This window comes from Acinetobacter sp. ANC 5054 (assembly GCF_002135295.1).
GTDB lineage: Bacteria > Pseudomonadota > Gammaproteobacteria > Pseudomonadales > Moraxellaceae > Acinetobacter.
Genome location: NZ_NEGG01000008.1, coordinates 111544 through 133277 on the forward strand (window position 1 = coordinate 111544; position 21734 = coordinate 133277).

At 40.6% G+C, this 21734-nt stretch carries 23 protein-coding genes; 13 read left to right on the plus strand and 10 right to left on the minus strand.

The features are described from left to right. Positions 1-32: 32 nt before the first annotated feature. The 8 genes from B9T33_RS09830 to tviB all read right to left on the minus strand — a co-directional run bounded on the left by B9T33_RS09830 (position 33) and on the right by tviB (position 8145). Complete coding sequence (locus B9T33_RS09830; RefSeq protein WP_086178735.1) at positions 33-1172, minus strand: glycosyltransferase family 4 protein; 1140 nt, start codon at positions 1170-1172, stop codon at positions 33-35. Then, positions 1169-2263 carry a glycosyltransferase gene (locus B9T33_RS09835; protein ID WP_086178736.1) on the minus strand — a complete coding sequence of 365 codons (1095 nt, stop codon included), beginning with the start codon at positions 2261-2263 and terminating at the stop codon, positions 1169-1171. Before B9T33_RS09835 ends, B9T33_RS09830 begins: the two co-directional genes overlap by 4 nt. Further along, a complete protein-coding gene (locus tag B9T33_RS09840; protein WP_086178737.1) occupies positions 2260-3378 on the minus strand; it encodes a glycosyltransferase in 1119 nt (372 codons plus the stop codon). Before B9T33_RS09840 ends, B9T33_RS09835 begins: the two co-directional genes overlap by 4 nt. A gap of 31 nt (positions 3379-3409) precedes the next feature. Next, positions 3410-3958 carry an acyltransferase gene (locus B9T33_RS09845; protein ID WP_086178738.1) on the minus strand — a complete coding sequence of 183 codons (549 nt, stop codon included), beginning with the start codon at positions 3956-3958 and terminating at the stop codon, positions 3410-3412. A gap of 94 nt (positions 3959-4052) precedes the next feature. Further along, entirely contained in the window at positions 4053-4622 is a 570-nt protein-coding gene (locus tag B9T33_RS09850; protein ID WP_228145811.1) for an acyltransferase, read from the minus strand. A 23-nt stretch (positions 4623-4645) separates the two neighbouring features. Continuing rightward, positions 4646-5818, minus strand: a complete 1173-nt coding sequence (locus B9T33_RS09855; RefSeq protein ID WP_086178740.1) for an oligosaccharide flippase family protein — start codon at positions 5816-5818, stop codon at positions 4646-4648. A gap of 10 nt (positions 5819-5828) precedes the next feature. Further along, positions 5829-6854 carry an NAD-dependent epimerase/dehydratase family protein gene (locus B9T33_RS09860; RefSeq protein WP_086178741.1) on the minus strand — a complete coding sequence of 342 codons (1026 nt, stop codon included), beginning with the start codon at positions 6852-6854 and terminating at the stop codon, positions 5829-5831. Positions 6855-6867: 13 nt separating this feature from the next. Continuing rightward, complete coding sequence (gene tviB / locus B9T33_RS09865) at positions 6868-8145, minus strand: Vi polysaccharide biosynthesis UDP-N-acetylglucosamine C-6 dehydrogenase TviB (protein WP_086178742.1); 1278 nt, start codon at positions 8143-8145, stop codon at positions 6868-6870. A 391-nt stretch (positions 8146-8536) separates the two neighbouring features. On the opposite strand from tviB, the gene B9T33_RS09870 reads away from it, so the two are divergent. From B9T33_RS09870 to ahr, 12 genes are all read left to right on the plus strand, one after another. Continuing rightward, entirely contained in the window at positions 8537-9607 is a 1071-nt protein-coding gene (locus B9T33_RS09870; RefSeq protein ID WP_213033196.1) for a polysaccharide biosynthesis/export family protein, read from the plus strand. Positions 9608-9609: 2 nt separating this feature from the next. Then, a complete protein-coding gene (locus tag B9T33_RS09875; RefSeq protein ID WP_086178743.1) occupies positions 9610-10038 on the plus strand; it encodes a low molecular weight protein-tyrosine-phosphatase in 429 nt (142 codons plus the stop codon). Between the two features lie 28 nt (positions 10039-10066). Continuing rightward, positions 10067-12259, plus strand: coding sequence for a polysaccharide biosynthesis tyrosine autokinase (locus B9T33_RS09880; protein ID WP_086178744.1), 2193 nt, complete (start codon positions 10067-10069; stop codon positions 12257-12259). 246 nt (positions 12260-12505) lie between these two features. Continuing rightward, positions 12506-13219 carry an FKBP-type peptidyl-prolyl cis-trans isomerase gene (locus tag B9T33_RS09885; protein WP_086178745.1) on the plus strand — a complete coding sequence of 238 codons (714 nt, stop codon included), beginning with the start codon at positions 12506-12508 and terminating at the stop codon, positions 13217-13219. A gap of 53 nt (positions 13220-13272) precedes the next feature. Then, positions 13273-13965 carry an FKBP-type peptidyl-prolyl cis-trans isomerase gene (locus tag B9T33_RS09890; protein WP_086178746.1) on the plus strand — a complete coding sequence of 231 codons (693 nt, stop codon included), beginning with the start codon at positions 13273-13275 and terminating at the stop codon, positions 13963-13965. 199 nt (positions 13966-14164) lie between these two features. Further along, positions 14165-14905: a dienelactone hydrolase family protein gene (locus B9T33_RS09895; protein WP_086178747.1), complete on the plus strand. Its 741-nt coding sequence runs from the start codon at positions 14165-14167 to the stop codon at positions 14903-14905. Between the two features lie 51 nt (positions 14906-14956). Beyond that, positions 14957-15316 (plus strand): HIT family protein, encoded by a 360-nt coding sequence (locus B9T33_RS09900; RefSeq protein WP_086178748.1) that lies wholly within the window; start codon positions 14957-14959, stop codon positions 15314-15316. Positions 15317-15460: 144 nt separating this feature from the next. Continuing rightward, a complete protein-coding gene (gene mutY, locus B9T33_RS09905) occupies positions 15461-16507 on the plus strand; it encodes an A/G-specific adenine glycosylase (RefSeq protein WP_086178749.1) in 1047 nt (348 codons plus the stop codon). A gap of 54 nt (positions 16508-16561) precedes the next feature. Beyond that, on the plus strand, positions 16562-17101 hold the full coding sequence (locus B9T33_RS09910; RefSeq protein ID WP_086178791.1) for a M23 family metallopeptidase: 540 nt from the start codon (positions 16562-16564) through the stop codon (positions 17099-17101). Between the two features lie 16 nt (positions 17102-17117). After that, positions 17118-17363 (plus strand): hypothetical protein, encoded by a 246-nt coding sequence (locus B9T33_RS09915; RefSeq protein WP_086178750.1) that lies wholly within the window; start codon positions 17118-17120, stop codon positions 17361-17363. A gap of 27 nt (positions 17364-17390) precedes the next feature. Next, positions 17391-17945: a DNA-3-methyladenine glycosylase I gene (locus B9T33_RS09920; protein WP_086178751.1), complete on the plus strand. Its 555-nt coding sequence runs from the start codon at positions 17391-17393 to the stop codon at positions 17943-17945. A gap of 49 nt (positions 17946-17994) precedes the next feature. Next, entirely contained in the window at positions 17995-19017 is a 1023-nt protein-coding gene (ahr, locus tag B9T33_RS09925) for an NADPH-dependent aldehyde reductase Ahr (RefSeq protein ID WP_086178752.1), read from the plus strand. A 90-nt stretch (positions 19018-19107) separates the two neighbouring features. Here ahr and B9T33_RS09930 read toward each other — a convergent pair whose 3' ends face one another. After that, a complete protein-coding gene (locus tag B9T33_RS09930; RefSeq protein WP_086178753.1) occupies positions 19108-20550 on the minus strand; it encodes a PLP-dependent aminotransferase family protein in 1443 nt (480 codons plus the stop codon). Between the two features lie 98 nt (positions 20551-20648). Between B9T33_RS09930 and B9T33_RS09935 the strand changes: the two genes are divergently transcribed. Next, positions 20649-21083 (plus strand): hypothetical protein, encoded by a 435-nt coding sequence (locus tag B9T33_RS09935; RefSeq protein WP_086178754.1) that lies wholly within the window; start codon positions 20649-20651, stop codon positions 21081-21083. A gap of 2 nt (positions 21084-21085) precedes the next feature. Here the strand turns inward: B9T33_RS09935 and B9T33_RS09940 are convergent, their stop codons facing one another. Next, on the minus strand, positions 21086-21730 hold the full coding sequence (locus B9T33_RS09940) for an START domain-containing protein (RefSeq protein ID WP_086178755.1): 645 nt from the start codon (positions 21728-21730) through the stop codon (positions 21086-21088). Positions 21731-21734: the final 4 nt, after the last annotated feature.

Below are 21734 nucleotides of genomic sequence, written 5' to 3' on the forward strand. Positions count from 1 at the left end.
CTGGATCGCCTCTTAAATTGGGTGAATGGCCTTTAATGGATATCCATTTCAGCCATCATGTGCTTATTCACTTGATGCACATCATATTTATTCAGCGCAATTTCCCGCGAACGCTGTCCCATATATTCAATCAGGCTCAAGTCTTCAATAAAGTACTGCATGCTTTGCACCAGCTCATCGACTGATTTTACTGTAACCAAATAACCATTTACACCATTGGTAACGGTTTCACGGCAGCCCGGCGCATCGGTGGTAATCACAGCACGGCCCATTGCCATGGCTTCTAAAACTGTACGTGGCGTACCTTCCCGATAAGAAGGCAACACATACACGGAACTTTCCGCAATTGCAGGACGTACATCACTGAGCTTGCCCCAATATTTGAGACGACCATCAGCAATCCATGTATCGAGTTCGGCTTTAGAAATAGCTGATGGATTATCATCAATCCAACCGACTAAATGAAACTCAGCTTCAGGATATTGGGCTTTGATGATGCGTGCCGATTCAGCATATTCACGCACGCCTTTATCACCCAAAAGCCGTGCAATGAGTAAGAATGAGGCTTTGACTACGCCTACATCATCTTTTGGTAAAGGCATGACATCAAAGTCTTGCACATTTACCCCTGAACCATTCACTACCACCGTCGGTTTATTGGCATCAAGCAAATGCATCTCTTGGAATAACTTTAAATCGTCTGGGTTTTGAAAAAAAACTTTGTCGCTACGTTTTAATGCTTGCGCATATAAGCCATGCACCAGTTTTTGGAACAGACTACGCTTGCCAGATTCCACATTTTGAAAGGCGTAGCCCAAACCGGTAATTAAAGCAAAACGATGCGGTACTTTCGCAAGCCATGCCGCCAGCGTACCGTAAATGACCGGTTTAATGGTATAGGACAGCACGTAGTCAGGTTGAATTTGACGGATTTGCTGATAGAGATGTTTTAACAGTTTTAAATCCGCAAGCGGATTGGTGCCCGTACGCTGCATTGGAATCTCATGCAGCTGATAGCCAAGCGCTTGCAGTTTTTGCTGTTCTTCAGGAAAGTTTGCAAATTCAGGCGCCATAATATGAATTTCATAGCCTTGCGCATGAATGGCTTCCAGCAGTTTCCCGCGGAAATTTAAAACAGAAGGCAGAAAACTGCTGATCATTAGAAATTTCAACGGCTTTGCTCCCAAACTTGCATATATTGCTGACTCACTTGCTCAATACTGAAATGTGCTACTACGCGCTCACGCACGGCTTGTTTCAACTGCAATTTGGCATCATTGCTTTGCTGCGCATACTTTAAAATTGCTTGCGCCAATGCAGCCGAATTGCGCGGCGGTACAATTTCGCCAAGCTCCTGCACAATATATTGCGCATCACCAACATCGGTGCTGATACAAGGTAAACCTGAGGCCATCGCTTCTACCAACACATTCGGAAAACCTTCGGTAATTGACGTCATCAGAAATACATCAATCGATTGATAAAAAGCAGGCATATCTGAGATTTGATCAAGCAAATGCACCTTTTGAGTATCTAACTGATACTGCTCAAACAAGGCTTTGACGTCTACGTTCTCTAAACTCGCGCCGCGGCCAGCAATTTTAAAGATGATGTTTTTATCTTTCAGCAAGCCCATAGTTTCAAATAAGTATGGATAGCCTTTGGCCGTGTGATAACGCCCTGCAAAACCAATCACGGTTGGTTCATGCAATTGGGGATTAGGCTGAAATTTATCTAAAAACACGCCATTGGCAATCACTTGACTATTGTCATTTTTAAAGCCAAAGGCCTGATGCTGCTGCATGGACGAATGCGCACAATAAATAATGGCACTGGCTTGCTCGGACAGTATTTTACTTAAGCCTAAGGCAATTTTCGTGCTGATTGATTCATCTTTAGGAGCAGCAAGAGAATGATGAATGCCCCACACCACTTTAGGTTTTTGGGCTAAACCGATGATACTGAGACTGGTCAACACATTGGCATGGTACATCCAGCATTGCACGGTTTTCGGTTGTAATTGTTTAAGTAAACCACGCAGTTTTTGAATGGTGCTAAGCGTATTTAAACCATTCCAATGCAGTGCATAATGCGCCTGACAACACTCTAAAGTACTTTGATAAACATCAGAGGTTTTCATCAATGCAATGATCACATGCTCATACTGCTGCTCTGTGCATTGGATCAGGCGTGCCAGCATCATCTCTGCACCGCCCACTCCTGCAAAGTTGGTGATCACATGTACCATCAACGGTTTGCTCATGCTGCCGACTCCATCATTCGCAAATATTGCTTAAGTACGGTTTGCTTATGAAACTGCTGAATATGTGATTCAAAATCAGCATCTTGATATTGCACATAATCTGCAAAAATTGCCTGTTGCATGGCTTGGGTCAGACCTGCCTGATCATTACATTCGACCAATAAACCAAACTTAGAGTTTTCCAAAATTTCCATTGGACCACTTGGGCAGTTGGTACTCACCACTTTCACTTTTGAAGCCAGTGCCTGAATGAGAACGCCCGGCAAACCTTCCCAATTTGAGCTTAAGACAAATAGCGATGCATATTTAAAATAAGCGTATGGATTGGCATCAAAGCCCGGCAAATCCACCACATCTTTTAAACCCAAGTCCGCCACTAGAGCCTCAAACTCTGCGCGCAGTTCACCCTCACCTAAAATCAATAATCGGGTTTCAGGATGCTGATCATGCAAGGCTCTAAAGGAACGGATCAGAAAACCAAAGTTCTTTGCTTCAGTAAGACGCCCCACCGCCAAAATCACTTTATTGTCACCATTTAAAAATTGATGTGTGACTGGCGCTTTAAGCTTTTCAAAATAGGCATCGTCCAATACAGGGTTATAAATCGTGCTCAGATTATTATTTTTATAGCCATAATATTCACGAAAATCGGCTTCAACCCCTTTAGAGACACAGACCACTTGCTGTGCCATGGGATAAGTCCAATTCACCAAAGTTTTCAGCACAAGTTTAGCAATGCCTTGCAACTTCATATTTTTTGACGGCGTAGATACTTCACGGAAGATCAATCGCGTTGCAACACCTGCGAGTTTTTTCGCAAAGCCTGCCACAATATTGGTATGGGTTTGTGTTGCCACTAAGCAATCATATTGCTCAGCTTTCATTTTTATTTTTAAAGGCGTGATGCTATTCATCACCCGACCACAATTAAAATTGACCAATTCAATTTTAGAACTGACTTCGGGTAACAGCTTGGCTTTGTCACCATTCAGGTCACATACACCCAAATGAATCTTCAGTCCTTGTTCAGCAAAACTGTTCGCCAGTTGAATGACCGTACGTTCTGCACCGCCACCGCCCAAGCTTGGCAAAAAGAACATGACTTTATTCAACATATGCAGACCTAAATTTTAAAATGGGAGAATATTAATGCGGTGTTTTTGAGGCTTGAATCGCCATGGCACGTTCCACACGCTCACGATAATCCGTGACGCCTGCAAGCTCACTATCACTGGCACAAGTACTTTGAATTTTGGCTTGATAATCAGCAAAACTAGATACCACTTTGGCAGGTACACCAATCGCCACGCTATGGTCAGGAATATCTTTAGTCACCACCGAACCTGCACCAATCACCACATTTGAGCCAATGCTCACACCCGGCATAATAATGCTATTCACACCAATAAAGACATGCGAACCAACCTGAATCGGCGCAAAGCGTTGATAGCGTTTCCCTTGCTCATCTTTAACTAAACAGGTACTGCCATCATGGGTAATAAATTTCACCCCTGAAGTCACAGTAACGTGGTCGCCAATGCTGACCAAGAACGGTTCCGAGCCCCAGCTTTTAATATAGATTCGGCAGTTTTCACCAACTTTCACACCTTTTTTACGTGCATAAGCCACACTGCCCTTTGCCATAAAATAAGCAAGATCAAACAGCTGTCGAAAAGCAGAAACCATAAATGCCATACGTATGACCTATGTCAGGATCAGAAAATCAAAAGGGAGAAAATTAAGCTGAATATTTTACGCTGAAAATATGTTTTACGATATGCATAGCACTTTATACAGATTTGATTTTTTTGGCCGGAATACCGACATACACCCCTGATTCAGGCAAAGGTTTTGACACTAAACTACAAGCACCAATCACGCTATCATCGGCAATAGTTACACCATCAAGTACCGTAACCCGTGCACCTAGCCAAATATTTTGCCCTAAACTCACGCCCTGCTTGGTAATCGCATCTTTCACCAACAGATCAGGCTCACCAAATTTATGGTTGCTGGCAATCAAAATACTTTGCGTACCAATACGGGTATTATCGCCAATCGTCACACCGCCACAACCATTGATAAAAGACTTAGAGTTAATGCTGACGTCTTGACCAATCGACACCTTGCCACCAAAGCATTTGATATAACAGCTTTCACCAATAAAACTGTGATCTGCAATTTCTAAAATCGCACCTTGCTCGACAATTAAACTGACATGATCTCCAATATAGACATTCTTTCCGATCTTGACTTGGCCATTAATCTCTAGGGTACACGATTTGCCGAAGTAACGGAATTGTGTGCCAAATGCCATGTTGTACAACACTTTACGGCACTGTGAAGCAAACCAATTCATGTATTTTAAGATTTTAAAAAACATCAGTTTTTGTTTCTCCACACCACATATAAAATGGCAAAGTTATAAAAAATTAATGCCACAGGCACCGCAAGTAACATATACACTTTATCAGCAAAGACTGCATAGAAGCCTGCAAATAAAGCAAACTTAATGATGAGTTCTACGATTTGCAACTTAAACAGCACTTGGCTGTTACGCTGAGCAATCAAAAAAGCGGAACTTGGTGGATTACAGAAAATCGCCCAATAGCCCAAAGCTAAAATTTGGAAATAGCTCGAAATACCCACCCATTCACTGCCAAAAACCCATAAATATAAAGATTCAGGCAATACAAAGACCAAGGCAAATAACGGCAGTGAAATTAAACTCAGTAGCACACTGGCTTTTAACGCATTCTGGCTTGAGTCCGCATCTTTAAATTTGCGAATAAAAAACTGACGCAGGGTTTGTGAGATTAGATTAATCGGGACACGCAAAGTCCGTTCAACAATGGCATAAAAACCCATCGCCTGCACACCGACAAAATGCGACACCACATAGTAAGGCAAATTATGTGAAAAACTATTCAGCAATGCATGAGGCGTGTTGGCATAAATAAAATCTTTGTAATGTTTAAATGCCTGCCAACTCACTTGATAGAGCTGATGTTTCAGTAAATAAATCAGCACCGCCACAATCATAATGACCGAGCTGAAGTTATAGCTGTTCACCAAACTAATTTGCATCACAAGCGGTAAAGACAGTTGAACCGCCACCACGATGGTACTACGAAAAACATTTAAACCTGCACAAAAATATTCTTTATGTGCGGAAAATTGATAATTATATAAACTCTGAATCAGGGTATTGGCAAGCACGCCTGTGGCGACTGCACTTGCCATTTCAACATTTAAAATAAAGCTGATGAAGATGCCACTAAGAATCGCAATGCCCGTTGAGAACACCGCCCCTTCAAAAATCAGACTCTTTTTATCTTGCTCGTCCGCGACTAACAATGCTTGATCGAGACGTAAATTGGCAACGGTCGATAAAACACTGACAATCGCCAATGCAATCCCGTAAGCGCCAAAGTCAGTAACAGAATATAGGCGTGTTAAAACAGGAAGTGCGATAAATGTAATTATCGCACCGACCAGTAAACTGAGTGTAATCAGTCCAATGGACTGATATTTTGCGAAAACTTTCGCAATCATCTGTTCAATATCATTTTAAGTTGTTTACGTACCAACGCATCGCAAGTTGAATGCCTTCAGCAATTTTAAACTGTGGCGTATAACCCAAGCCTTGCTCAATTTTGGCAATGCTGGCTTGTGAATGACGTACATCACCCGCACGAAAATCACGGTACACAGGATCACGGTCAAAGTTCACATCATTTGTCGCAAGCGCTGCCTGAATGGCACGGTACAACTCATTCAAAGTTGTTCGGTCACCTAGTGCAACATTATAGACCTGATTTTTTGCTTCATCACTTTGCGTTGTCGCAGCTAAAATATTCGCTTGCACAACATTTTGAATAAAACAGAAATCTCGACTGGTTTCACCATCACCATTGATAAAGACATCTTCGCCAGCAATCATTGATGAAGTCCATTTCGGAATCACCGCCGCGTAAGCGCCATTTGGATCTTGGCGTTGACCAAACACATTAAAGTAACGTAGGCCAATGGCTTTAAAGCCGTAAGTTTTTGCAAATACGTCTGCGTATAATTCATTGACGTACTTAGTAACTGCATATGGAGATAATGGTTTACCAATGTTTTCTTCTACTTTTGGCAATGCCGGATGATCACCATAGGTTGAACTGCTGGCTGCATAAGTGAAACTTGAAACATTGGCATCGCGTGCAGCAACCATCATGTTCAAGAATCCTGTGATATTTGCACTGTTAGTTAAAATAGGATCCGCTATTGAGCGCGGTACAGAACCGAGTGCTGCTTCATGCAGTACATAATCCACACCTGCACAAGCTTTTTGGCAATCTGCAAGGTTACGGATATCGCCTTCAATAAAGCTAAATTTTGCCCATTGTTCAGCAGTGACTAAGCTTTTTACTTCATCCAAATTATGCTGATGCCCTGTGGCAAAGTTATCTAAACCGACAACCGTTTGATCTAACTTTAATAATGTTTCAAGAAGATTCGAGCCAATAAAACCGGCCACACCCGTCACTAACCAAATTTTCGGTGCTGTTCTAAGGTTTGCACATACCTGTTGATATTGATTCATGATGGTATGCTCCTTACAAACGCAGATCAGATTCGGCTTGAGATAACACATATTTCAAGTCATATAACACATGCTCAGATTTACCTAAAGCACGGATAGCGTGCACGCCCATATCTTTAAATTGATGATGTGCAACGGCCAAAATAACGGCATCATATTTGCCATTTTCTAAGTTTGAAATTGGGCTAATACCATATTCATGCTCAGCTTCAGCTGCATCTACCCAAGGGTCATAGACATCTATCTGAGTGTGGTATTCTTTGAGTTCATTGACGATATCAATGATGCGGGTATTACGGATATCTGGGCAGTTCTCTTTAAAACTTAAGCCTAAAATCAATACCTTGGCATCTTCAACTTGAATGCGTTTTTTCAACATTGCTTTAACCAGTTGAGTCACCACATAAGCGCCCATACCATCATTTAAACGACGGCCTGCCAAAATAATTTCTGGGTTGTAGCCAATTGCTTGGGCTTTATGCGTTAAATAGTACGGATCAACACCAATACAGTGACCACCGACTAAACCCGGACGGAACGGCAAGAAATTCCACTTGGTGCCTGCAGCTTGCAAGACTGCTTCTGTATCAATGCCCATTTTATTAAAAATCAATGCCAATTCATTAATTAAGGCAATATTCACATCACGTTGGGTGTTTTCAATTACCTTGGCCGCTTCTGCAACTTTAATACTTGCTGCTTTATGTGTGCCTGCCTCAATAATCAAGTTATAGACTTGATCTACATAATCAGCGACTTCTGGTGTTGAGCCCGAAGTGATTTTTAAAATATTGGTAACACGGTGCAGTTTATCACCCGGATTAATACGCTCAGGGCTATAACCTGCATAAAAATCTTGATTGAATTTTAATCCTGAATTTTTTTCTAAAACAGGAATACATACTTCTTCGGTTGCACCAGGATAAACCGTTGATTCATAGACAACCACATCGTCTTTTTTAAGTACTTTAGAAATACTTTCGGATGCTTTAACCAAGGGAGTCAGGTCTGGTTGCTTAAATTCATCAATTGGCGTTGGAACTGTGACAATAAAGAAATTACAGTCTTCTAACTGCTGTAAATTCGTGGTATAGCTTAAATGCGTTGCTTGCTTTAATTCTTCTGGTGAAACTTCTAAAGTATGATCTTGTCCGCTCTGTAGCTCATCAATACGCTTTTGATGAATATCAAAACCCACAACGGGTACTTTTTTACCAAACTCAACAGCTAGCGGTAAACCGACATAACCTAATCCGATAATGGCAATTTTTAATTCGGAGAGTTGTAACATACTGAAGCCTATGCTATCGATGAATTTTCATTCATCTTCATGTTGTAAATAGCGTTAAATTATATCAGAAAATCATTTTTTGATTGTGTAATGATGTTCAACTCATAGATTAAAAATCTACGCTTAAATTTAAGTTAGACCATACTAAAGCATAGATAGACTCTTTAAACTTTCAATTTTGTTGGTAAAAATACGTTAATAAACTTAATTTATTTTATAAAAATGCTTTCTTAATATTACGATTTAAAACATCTTTGGCTATATTAACAATGACTATTAGTATAGAATTTTGCAGTCTAAAACATACAATTTGGGTAAATATACCCGTTTTAAAAGATTCAAATTTATAAATAGGATTTATATTCGCGTGAATTACTACCGTTATAGCATCATGTTGGCTTTGAGTCTTGGTATGGCTGGATGCGCAATGACCCCTGGACTACAGACATATGATTTACCAGAACAAGGTGCTTACCAAACTGATCAAGGGGCTGATCTAAATGTAGTACCTTTAACACAAGATAATATTCCTGCTATTTCTCAATCAAATTTCCAAGATTTCTCGCAAATTCAGTCCTTATTTCATCATCAGCAAACCATCTATAAATTAAGCGCGGGTGATGTGTTATCAATTCAACTTTGGGCATATCCTGAAATTACGCCACCTATTCAAGACGCAACAAATATTAAAGCAGTAGGCTACCCAATTGATCCAAATGGCAATGTACAACTCCCATTGGTAGGCTCAGTAAAAATTGCTGGGAAAACACTTGCTCAAACGAATTCATTTTTACGTAGTCAATTCAGTAAATATTTAAAACATCCTGACGTTGTGGTCAGAGTATTATCCTATGAAGGCAAACGTTACTTTGTAAATGGTCAGGTACTCAAAAGTGGTCAATATACTCTAAACGATCAACCTATTAGCCTTTACACAGCATTGGGTCAAGCTGGTGGCATCGATACTAAAACTGGCGATACCACCAATATTCAGTTGATCCGAAATGGTTCAACATACAATCTAAATACGATCCAACTCGAAAAAAATGGCTTATCGCTTCACAATTTACTTATCCGTCCCAATGACACTATTTTTGTAAATACAAAACAAGATCAAAAACTTTATGTCATGGGCGAGTCAAGTAAGAGCCAGGCAATTAACCTACGCGATCAGGGTATGTCATTAAGTGATGTATTAGGTGAAAGCGAAGGCATCAATCCATACTCGGCAAGTGCTGCAAGAATTTATGTCATGCGTACCAATGTTGAGCAAAAACAATCAACGATTTATCATTTAAACCTAAGTAGTATTGGTAATCTTGCTTTAGCAAATCAATTCCAAATGAAAAAGAATGATATTGTTTATATTGATGCAACTGGCTTGACGCGTTGGCAGCGTGTAGTTAATCAGATTATTCCATTCTCAAGTGCACTTTATAGTTTCGATCAACTTGGGAAATAATCATGGCTATTAAAAATATCCTCGTCGTCTGTGTTGGAAATATTTGCCGTAGCCCTATGGCGGAATATTTCCTCAAAAACAATTGCCCTGAACAGGTTATTGACTCAGCAGGATTATCTGCAATGGTTGGTCATGGGGCTGATGAAAAAGCCATTCATTGTATGGATCAATTTAATATTGATATGCGCCCACACATCGCAAAACAAATCAATGCGTCACTCATTAAGCAAGCTGATTTAATTTTAGTGATGAGCAACAATCAAGCTCAACACATAGAAAAGCAATGGCCGTTCGCTAAAGGGAAAGTCTTTCGTTTAGGGCATTGGCAGGGTCAAAATGTGCCTGACCCTTATAAGCATGATCAAGATTTTTTTAACGAATCTTGTAAAAACATAAGCAATTATGTTCAAGATTGGTTACCGCATTTTTAATATAAATTGAAGACTTAGTTGTTAAATTATGACTCAAACTGCAAAAAATGAAGATGATACTATTGATTTAAAAGAGCTATTTTTTTCACTGATCGCTCAGTGGAAATTAATTGCACTTTGCATCATATTAAGTTTAATCTGTGCCCTGCTCTATGTACGTACAACGCCTTCTATTTATTCAACTGATGCCTTAGTTCAAGTAGAAGATGGCAAAAGCGCCGCTTCAGCCGCTTTGCTAGGTGAGTTAAAAGATATGTCTGGCGGTTTGGGTCAAAAATCTCCCGCTGATGCTGAGATTGAAATCTTAAATTCTAGAATGGTCTTGGGTAAAGTTATTGATGATCTGAATCTCAATATTAAGATTAAAGACAAAAATGATAGTTTAGTTGGTCGACTATTTTCACCAGAAAAAGGCCAATTAAAATTTGACACACAAGGTGTCAGCTTCAATACCAAAAATAATAATTTTTTAATCAAGCAATTAGATGTTCCAAAATATTATCTTGATAAAAACCTTACCTTAAATTTTAAATCTGACGCACTCTATACTTTAAGCTATCAAGATAAAGTTGTATTTGAAGGTCAGCTAAATAAGCTGAATCAATTTACGGATAGCTACGGAACGTGGAAAGTTAATCTGTCAAGTACACAACCATTCAAACATGAGTTTACTCTATCTAAATTATCACTTCCTTCAGCTGTAAAAAATCTACAATTAAATTATGGCGTAGCTGAAAAAGGGAAAATGACAGGAATTATTGGACTTAACTATGCTGGTGAAGACAAACAACACATTACCAGTGTACTCAATCATATTTTAGAAATTTATCATCAGCAAAATATTGAGCGGAAATCGTTAGAATCTAAACAGACTTTAAGTTTTCTTGATCAGCAACTTCCAGAGTTAAAACAACAACTTGAACAATCTGAACTGAAATTCAACGAATTCCGAGAAAAATATAATACAATCGATGTTACTCAAGAATCTGAACTCATGCTCAAACAAAATATTGAGCTTGAGAAAATGCGTATTGAATTAAAACAAAAACAAGCTGAATTATCAGCAAAATATACACCTGACCATCCATTAATGTCTGAAATTAATGCACAGGTGAATACGTTAAATCAAAAGATTCAAGAACTCAACAAATCAATTAAACAACTGCCTGAAACCCAGCGTTTATATTTACAACTGTATCGTGATGTTAAAGTAAATACTGAGCTTTATACATCCCTGCTCAACAGCTACCAACAATTGAAAATCGTCAAGGCTGGTGAGATTGGTAATGTACGTATCATCGATACGGCGGTTGAACCAGAGAAACCAATTAAACCTAAGAAACTTATCATCCTTATACTATCTATGTTTGTCGGTGGCTTTATTGGTGTACTCATTGCTTTAGTTCGCAATATGCTACGTTCAGGCATCAAAGACTCTTCTGAAATTGAAAATAATCTTGATCTTCCTGTATATGCAACAGTGCCTCGCTCTCCAGTTCAGGAAAGTCGTATCAAGTTATTGAAGAAGAAGAAGACCATCCCTGTACTTGCTGTTAGAAATAGTGATGATATTGCTATTGAAAGCTTACGCAGTATGCGTACCGCAATTCATTTTGCACTCTCTTCAGCTAAAAATAATCTGATCATGATTTCTGGTCCAGCACCAGAAGTTGGTAAATCATTTATTTCAACCAACTTAGCAACGATTCTTGCACAAAGTGACAAACGCGTTCTGATTGTTGATGCAGACATGCGCCGTGGTTATTTAAATAAATACTTCAACCAAGATAATCAGCCGGGTCTAGCTGAATTTTTGAATGGGCAGCAAGGAATAGACAGTATTATCAAAGCTACTGAAATTCCGAATTTAAGTGTTGTTACCCGCGGTAAGAGTCCAACTAACCCTTCTGAATTATTAAGCTCAGCAAAATTCAAAGAGTTCTTGGATTTAATTTCACCGATGTTTGATCATGTGATTATTGATACACCTCCAGTCTTAGCCGTGACTGACGGTATTATCATTTCTCAATTTGCGGGTGTAAATCTAGTAATTGCTCGCCATGCAAAAACCCAAATGAAAGAATTAGAACTTACTGTCAATCGTTTCGAGCAAGTAGGCGTCAAAGTGAATGGTATTATTCTGAACGATATCCAACGCACTGCTGGTAGCTATGGTTATAACTATGCTTATGGTTATGGTGCAGCAAAAGATCAAGACTAATTCAGATCTTCATAAAAAAGCCATCGTTTAAGATGGCTTTTTTATTTTGCATAGATTAATTTTTATTCAGGCTTATGTATAAAAAATGTTTTATATATTCATATCGTTATAGTATAAAAATAAGAAGATGGCTATGATGAACTTTCCTGCACCTTAGCTATTCATACATATAGCTAAACGTTGAACAGGAAAAGTCTGCTAGAATTTCAGCAACTTTTTACATATAAAATAATTGTGGGAAAATATATGAGTAAGGCTCTACCTATCGCTGTCGCTGTTCTACTCGGCGGTGCCGCACTTGTTCCTGTTTACTATGCAACTAAAACACCTGCTACGCAATCAGCAACATCAACTCAACCTGCTGCAAATGCATCAGCCGTCGCTAAAATCAGCTACGCACTGGGTTATGAAGTTGCTCATCAAACACCACCTGAATTGGACATTAACAGTTTTGTGACTGGTGTTCGTGCTGGTCATGCACGCGCGAAACCCGCTTATACTGAAGAAGAATTGCAAAAAGCATATGCTGAATTCCAGCAAGAAATGCAAACAAAACAACTTGAAAGCAATAAGCAAGCGCAAAGCACAAGTGATTCTTTCCTAACTAAAAATAAAGCTAAAGCTGGCGTAAAAACAACAGCTTCTGGCTTACAATACATCATCACTAAAGAAGGTGCAGGTAAACAACCTCAAGCCAATTCTGTAGTGAAAGTTCACTATACTGGTAAATTGGTTGATGGCACCGTATTTGACAGTTCGGTACAACGTGGTGAGCCAATTGAGTTTCTATTAAATCAAGTGATTCCGGGTTGGACTGAAGGTTTGCAATTGATGAAAGAAGGTGGCAAAGCGACCTTATTTATTCCTGCAAATCTTGGCTATGGTGCACAGGGTGTTCCTGGTACGATCCCTCCAAACAGTACCTTAATTTTTGATGTCGAACTGATCCAAGTTAAATAAAACACTGTACAGGAGAGCAAAAAGCTCTCCTGCTTTATTTTTGAGATTGAATAATGAAATTACAGATGGGTATTTTGTGTTTGGCACTGTGTTCAAGCACTGTTTTTGCAAAAAACGTGAGCAATAAAAGTAGTGCTGCTGAACAAGTGGGTTATAGCTTTGGCTATCTCATGGGTCGTAGTAATGCAGAATCAATCAAAGATTTAGATATTGATGCTTTTGTTGCGGGCCTTAAAGCAGCATCTAAAGGGCAAGAATCTGCTTTAACTGATGAAGAAATGACGCGTGCTTTAACTCAATACAAGAAGCAAACTGAAGCAAAACAACTGATCGAACTTAAACAAAAAGCCGATGAAAATGAAAAAATCGGAACGGCTTTTTTAGCTGAAAATGCCAAAAAATCTGGGATTATAGTTACTAAATCAGGTTTACAATATCAAGTGATTGAGGCTGGTAAAGGTAAATCACCCAAAGCCAACGCGACCGTAAAAGTTCATTATGAAGGCCGTTTACTTGATGGTACGGTTTTTGACAGTTCAATTGCACGTAACCACCCTGCAATGTTTCAAGTCAGCCAAGTGATTCAAGGTTGGACTGAAGGTCTACAGTTAATGAAAGAAGGTGCAAAATATCGCTTCTTTATTCCAGCAAATTTGGCCTATGGTCAGATTGGTTCTGGTGATGTAATTGAACCAAACAGCACACTCATCTTTGATGTTGAACTTATTGAAGTTGTACCTAAATAATATTTTCATTCTATTCAGCATAAGCTAAACCGCTTATGCTGAAATTTATAGCATTCTAATCATTTTATTTTACAAATTATTTGGCAATTTTTGCTGTATTTTCATATTTAGCTTTTATATTAAATCATTCACTCACACTTTTTATGCTTTAATTTTCAACGTTTAATTTAGCCATTTACTGTTTTACAGGGATTTTTCCATGACTTTAAAAATTAAAACCCGCGAAATTCATTACACTGCTGCAGATGGATCACAGTTAGTCGGTTATTTTGCTGCACCTGAGTCAGAAACACCTGTTGCGGGTGTGTTGGTTTCTCCTGAATGGTGGGGTCGCAATGACTATACCGAACAACGTGCACGTGAGTTGGCTGAACATGGTTATGCGGCATTTGCACTTGACATGTATGGTGACAAAAAAGTAACGACGGATGCCAAGCAAGCTTATACATGGATGATGCAAACCTTTGATCACCCAGACACAATTGTGACCCGTGCGTCTGCGGCTTTAACCACATTAGCACAGCAATCTGAAGTAAATGCAGATAAACTCGCAGCCATAGGCTTTTGTTATGGCGGCAAAGTGATTTTAGATTTAGCGCGTTCTGGTGCTGCACTCAAAGCAGTAGCAACCTTCCACGCCACCTTATCTACTGCAACTCCTGCTCAAGCCAATCAAGTTCAAGCTGAAATTCTAGTTCAGCATGGCGAACTAGACTCGATGGTGAGTTTGGACGATGTCGCTGTGTTTAAACAAGAAATGCTGGCTGCACATGTAGAACATGAAGTCATTGTTTATGCAGGCGCTAAACATGGTTTCACCAACCCTTTAGCAGATGAACGTGCCAAAGCCAATGATGTCGATTTAGGCTATAACGCTGCTGCCGAGCAACAAAGTTTAGCTGCAATGTACGCCTTGCTTGATCGTAAGCTTCGCGCTTAACACCAAGCTTGTTATATCAAAAGTTATTTTAAGAAAAATGTGGAGAGAACAATGACAGAACTCAATTGCCCATATTGCAATTATGATGAATATGATGTGATCGCAAAAAATGATTTTGGTGTTGTACTCCCTGAACCCCAAAGCTTGTCTAAAGGTCATTGCGTTATTGTTCCCCTTCGTCATGTTGGCTCTTTTTTTGAAATCACTGACAAAGAACGTAAAAGTCTAATGTCCTTGCTTGAACAAGCCCGAAATGAGCTGAATTTATTACATCAACCTACAGGCTTTCATATTGGTTTTAATGATGGCACTGTATTTGGCGAAGCCATTGAGCATGTCCATATTCACATTATTCCACGCTACGAAAACCAAAAATTGGCTTTAGACCAGCGTTGGGGATTTCAAAATTAAGCTACATGCACATGTATAAAAAGGAGCTACGGCTCCTTTTTTATTTTTGACTATATAGCGCTTAGCTCACAAGCCTCAACTCGAAAAAGCGCTGCATACTGAAACATGTATACTATGTGCGTTTTCTACTAATGATGCTGTTTCATGTTTAAGTTTTCCGATGCCCTACTGGATTGGTTTGATGTCCATGGTCGACATGATTTACCGTGGCAAATTGCTGATGACCCTTACAAAGTTTGGGTATCTGAAATTATGTTACAGCAGACACAAGTCAAAACCGTCTTGCAATATTTCGAGCGTTTTATCACACGTTTTCCGACAGTCAATGATTTAGGAACTGCAACGTGGGATGAAGTCGCGCCTTATTGGGCGGGGCTAGGTTACTATGCTCGTGCGCGAAATTTGCATAAAGCTGCTGGAATCGTGGCTCGTCAAGGCCATTTTCCAGAGAATTTAGCAGAATGGGTTGAACTCCCTGGCATTGGTCCTTCAACGGGCGGAGCTTTAATGTCATTGGGTTTACGTCAATATGGCGTAATTATGGATGGCAATGTTAAACGGGTGTTATCGCGATTTTTTGCCATAGAAGATGACTTATCCAAACCTGCACATGAACGCGAAATGTGGAAATTGGCTGAATCACTGTGCCCAACTGAACGTAATCATGACTATACCCAAGCGATTATGGACTTAGGTGCGACCATCTGTACACCAAAGAAACCTTTGTGTTTTTATTGCCCTATGCAACAGCATTGCAAGGCACATCTGCAAGGTATTGAAACAGAATTACCTTTTAAGAAAGCCAAAAAAGCAGTTCCCGTAAGACGGGCCCAAGTATTACTAGTCCACTCAGAAAACGAGTGGTTCTGGCTTCAGCGACCAAGCTCAGGTCTTTGGGGTGGGCTCTGGTGTTTACCCATCTATGAAGATTCTAGCGAACTACAAAATCAAGCGTTATCGCTAGGTTTAACACCTCTCGCTCAGCATGTAGAGATATCACATAGTTTTACCCATTTTACATGGCAACTTGAAGCGATTTGTTTTCAAGCCCAGCTTGATCAGCAAGAATACATTGCGTTTGAACTCCAAGGCCAATGGTTGAGTCCCAATGCTGCAACTCAACTTGGGATACCGACTGCAATGAAAAAACTCATCACTGCGCTAGAAAATGACACGTCATCTGTGACATAGTCTAGGCAAACTTTTATTGCTAAAGGGACTGTTGTGACGCAAGGACTCGCTTTCATTCGGACATTTTTAATCGGCTTCTTCAGCCTTGCAGTCTTATTTCTTACGGCGTGTACCACAAATCCGCCAAAGCCCCCTTCTACAACACTTCCTGCGCATGAAGTCAAAAGATTGCAACAGATGCATTTAGCCAATCAACTTCCTGTACCCGTGCATCAAGTGAAACGTAGCCAACTCAAAGACACTTGGGGAGCAGCACGTAGCCAAGGACGTAGCCATGAAGGGATTGATATTCTTGTTCCACGTGGAACAAAGGTGCTGAGTGCCACAGATGGTCTTGTTGCAGACTTACGCAATAACAATTTGGGTGGTAAAGTGATATGGATTATGGGGCCAGCAGGCAGTTGGCATTATTATGCGCATCTAGATGGACATAAACGTGCCTTAGCGGTCGGTGACGTGATCAAAAAAGGTGATGTCATTGGTTATGTTGGTAACACTGGCAATGCCCGTCATACTGCGCCACACTTACATTATGGAATTTACTTGGGCGGTAAAGGTCGTAATGCTGTCAATCCATATCCATATTTACGTTAATTTTTAGGAAATATACATGTCAGAAGCGTTGATCAATCGTCTGGTCGAATTTGCAGAATCAGGTAATCAACAAAAAATCAGCTTGAATGGTCAATCGTATCAAGGCTGGATCATGGAAATTACTGAAGAAGCACTACTGATTAGCACGGGATATGCTGATAAGTCTGGGAAAGACGTATGGATTCAATTTGCCGATTTAGACCAAGCAATACTGTCTTATTGGGACAACAAAAATGACCAATGGGCTGAATTTAAGTTATAAACCACAAGAAAATACTGGAGCATTAACATGACAATTCAACGCTGTGGTTGGTGCTCGAATGACCCACTTTATATGGCATATCATGATCAAGAGTGGGGGCAACCTAGCCACGACGAGCAACATGTATTTGAAATGCTTTGCCTCGAAGGTCAGCAAGCTGGACTGTCATGGATTACCGTTTTACGTAAGCGTGAAAGCTATCGGCAACATTTTTTTGAGCAGCCGATTCAGAGCATTGCCCAACTCAGTGATCAACAACTCCAAGACAAATTACAAGATGCGGGATTGATTCGCCATATTGGAAAATTAACGGCGATCCGTGACAACGCACGTGCTTGGGAAAAACTCAAACACGATGGCATCGACCCTGTTGCCTGGCTCTGGAGTTTTGTTGATGCAAATGTGCAAAATAATGATGTGCCCGATTATAAAAGCGCGCCTGCACAGACAGCGCAAAGCCAAGCCTTATCAAAAGCACTCAAAAAGCACGGTTTTAAATTTGTCGGCCCGACCACCTGCTATGCGCTGATGCAATCTATTGGCATGGTCAACGACCACGAAAATCATTGTCATTTTAAATAAAGTTTCAACAATTAGTCTAAATCCAATTATTTTCATGAGGAATATTCATATGAGCGACAACTTAATCCGTGCATATGCAGCCATGAATGCTGGCGAAAGCTTGGTTCCATACCAGTTCGATGCGGGTGATTTACAAGCCCATCAAGTTGAAGTCAAAGTTGAATATTGTGGCTTATGTCATTCTGATATTTCGATTATTGAAAATGATTGGAAATCATCCGTCTATCCTGCTGTACCAGGCCATGAAATTATTGGGACCATTACGCAACTCGGTAGTGAAGCCAAAGGCTTGAAAGTCGGACAACGTGTGGGAATCGGCTGGACTGCTGAAAGTTGTCAGCACTGTGATCCGTGTATCGATGGTCGCCAAGTGCAATGTACTGGAACTAAGACTGCAACCATCGTCGGTCATGCTGGTGGCTTTGCCGAAAAAGTCCGCGCGGGTTGGCAATGGGTGATTCCCCTGCCGGAGGATCTTGATCCGAGCAGTGCAGGCCCCCTACTTTGCGGTGGGATCACTGTTTTTGATCCAATTTTACAGCACCAAATTCAGGCCATTCACCATGTTGCAGTGATTGGGATTGGCGGTTTAGGACACATGGCAATTAAGTTATTAAAAGCATGGGGCTGTGAAATTACCGCGTTTACCTCAAGTTTAGATAAAACCGAAGAACTCAAAGCCATGGGTGCTGACCATGTGGTGAGTAGTCGTGATACAACCGCACTCAAAGCACAACGCGGTAAGTTTAATTTAATTCTCAGTACGGTGAATGTCACTCTAGACTGGCCAGCTTATCTTTCAACGCTCGCACCAAATGGATGTGTACATATGCTTGGACTTGCACTTGAACCCATGCAAATCCCTGCGGGGATGTTGATTAGTGGCGCAAAATCGGTGACAGGATCTTCAACAGGTTCACCAGCTGCGCTACGCCAATTATTGAAATTTGCCGCACGACAAAATATTGCACCGCAGATTGAACTGTTCCCGATGTCGCAAGTGAATGAAGCCATTGAACGCTTACATTCAGGCCAAGTACGTTACCGTGTTGTGCTGAAAGCCGATTTTTAATGTATTGAAAATTGATTCCAAGCCTTAAAAAAAGCCTGCACATTTACAGGCTTTTTTTTATAGCGATAAATAAGATCATGTTTCTGATCTTTAGGCTGCAGATTTACCCTTCAGTTGTGATTTAACCCAGTCTGCCAATAGTTGAATGGCATGTTGAATGTCCGTCGTCAGTTCATGGCCTGCATTTAAGCGAATACAATTGTTATAGCGCTGGTCTTCACCAAATAAAATCCCAGGCACGATATTAATCCCCTGCTCAGCTGCGAAATAATACAAGGCTAAACTGTTGATCTGATCTGGAAACTGTAGCCATAGCGCATAATTGCCCTGCGGATCATTCAAACGAAAATCAATGCCATGAAAAGCCTGCGCAATAAATTGGCGGTATTCTTCAACTTGCTGCTTTAACTTAGGACGTAGCACTGTGAGATGCTGACGGTATTCGCGGCTAAAAATAAAATCGGCCAATCCCAATTGTAATGGGGTATTGACAGAAACATTGCGTAGCAGCAATTTCGCATGCAAATGTTTTAAGCTGGGTGGGATACAAAACCAGCCCAGCCGATACGAAGGCGATAAAGACTTCGACACCGAACCGCAGTACACCACATAGCCTTCACGATCCCAATACTGAATCGGTAGCGGCCGCTGCATGCTAAAACTGCATTCGGCATAAATATCATCTTCGATTACATAGCATTGGTACTGGGCTGCCAATTGGGCAATTTTTTCTTTCTCGGCATTGCTTAAACAAAAGCCCAGCGGGTTTTGAAAATTCGCGGTGAGTAAGCAAACTTTAGCGCCAGACTGTTGCATCGCTTGCTCTAAACGCACGAGGTCAAAACCTTCGGTATTGGCTGGAATCTCCACGATTTTGCGCTTCATCAGCGCTAACATTTGTAGCTGACCATTATAATTTGGTGTCGGTACAATCACCCCATCGCCCTCATTCGTGAGGCTTGCGATCATCACGGCAAGCGTCGGCATACACCCATTACTAATATAAATCTGCTCTGGCACAATATGAAAACCATCTTCTGCCCAATGTGCAGAGAGCGCTTCACGCAGACGCATATGCCCTTGGCGATCACTGTAGAGGAAATCTTCAGGTTTACTGTATTTTAAAGCCCTTTGAATTGAGCGGCTTAAGGCTTTGGCGGGAACCAGATTGGGAGACAGCTGAATGGAACCTAAATGAATCATTTTACTGTTGATGGCTGCTTCGTGTATTTCAATTTGCAGGCCTAAATTGGACACATCCCTTATTTTGGATTGAAAATCTGGGTGCTCTGGAGCATGAATGACACAAGTTGTGGTTTGTACTAACTGTTGCACAAAATAACCCGATTTGGCTTTAGCGTAAATTAAGCCTTGCGCTTCCAAGAGTTCATAACAGCTTTTGGCAGTATTTAGGCTAATCTCCTGCTGCTGTGCAAATTGGCGTAGGGAAGGTAGGCGCAGGTCCACGGCAATTTCCCCTGACTTAATTTTCTGCCCCAACTGCTGTGCTAGCAACTGATATTGAAAGGCCATATCTGTACCCACTTTTTTATATTTACTGTATCTGTACCCATAAACCTAACATATTTAAGCTTTCTGTACAGTTTTTCAATAAGATACAGGAGCGAGACATGAAAATAACCGCCGCTAGACTCACGCTTTTGAGCTGCGCCCTTACACTTTCTGCCTGTCAGCCGCACACATCAGATGCAACCGCTCAGCAGCACTTTATTTGTCAATCATTAATCGAAGGCTTTTTAAAAACACAACATTTGAGCCAGTATAAACTGTGGCATATAGAACCAGCACTGCAACATGCCGCTAGCTACCGTCGCTATATTTATCAAGCACAAGTTTCGAACAACATGAATTTATTACCTCGCCAGCAAAAATTAGCTTTCAATTGCGAGCAACTCTCTACGCGTCAATTCCAAATTCAATTTTCTGATCCTGCTCAGCAACATGCAACTGGAACGAATCATTTGCTCAGTTTACAGTTACCTGAACCTAAGCAAATGAAACAACTCACTGCCTATGCACTCTCATCATCCAATACTGGGAATTAAACCTACTTAAGAATCTCAGGTAATGGCGTGGATACTTGAGGCCTTCCAAGTTCTGCTTTCATTTTCTGCAACATCTGATAAGGCTGCTGCTGCACAAACATATTCACAAAACTGAGTGGAATAGAACCTTCAGGATTGGCATAGCCATAGGTCGATACTTTGACTTTTTTGTTGCCGAGGCGCTGAAAAGTCCAGTCCCCTTCATAATCGGTCAAGCGAACATAATTCGGATTGAGCGGGTAACCTTTTTGAATGGCTTTATTTTGAATGCTAATGATGCCTTGCGCATCTTTACGCATTTTACCCTGTACCACCAAATCGCGATCTTTTAATGGAAATGGAAAATCCAGCACCATATATAACGTAAATTCCCCTTTTTTATCATCTCGGGAAATAATTTTGACACTGCCCATATAAGGTACCCATTTCACGGCATTTTCTACATCTAAAACCAATGAAACGGCTTTTTCTAAGGGCACATCAAAGCTGGTTTCAGCCTTATATTGAAATACTGGATTTTTTTCATCTTGATAGGTCCAGACCTTTATATTGTTTTTATTAATACTAAGCTTAGCATTATCCATCGATTTAGCCTGTACTGTCGCAGCCAATGCGACAGCACACGCCATAAAAATGACTTTTTTCATTCCA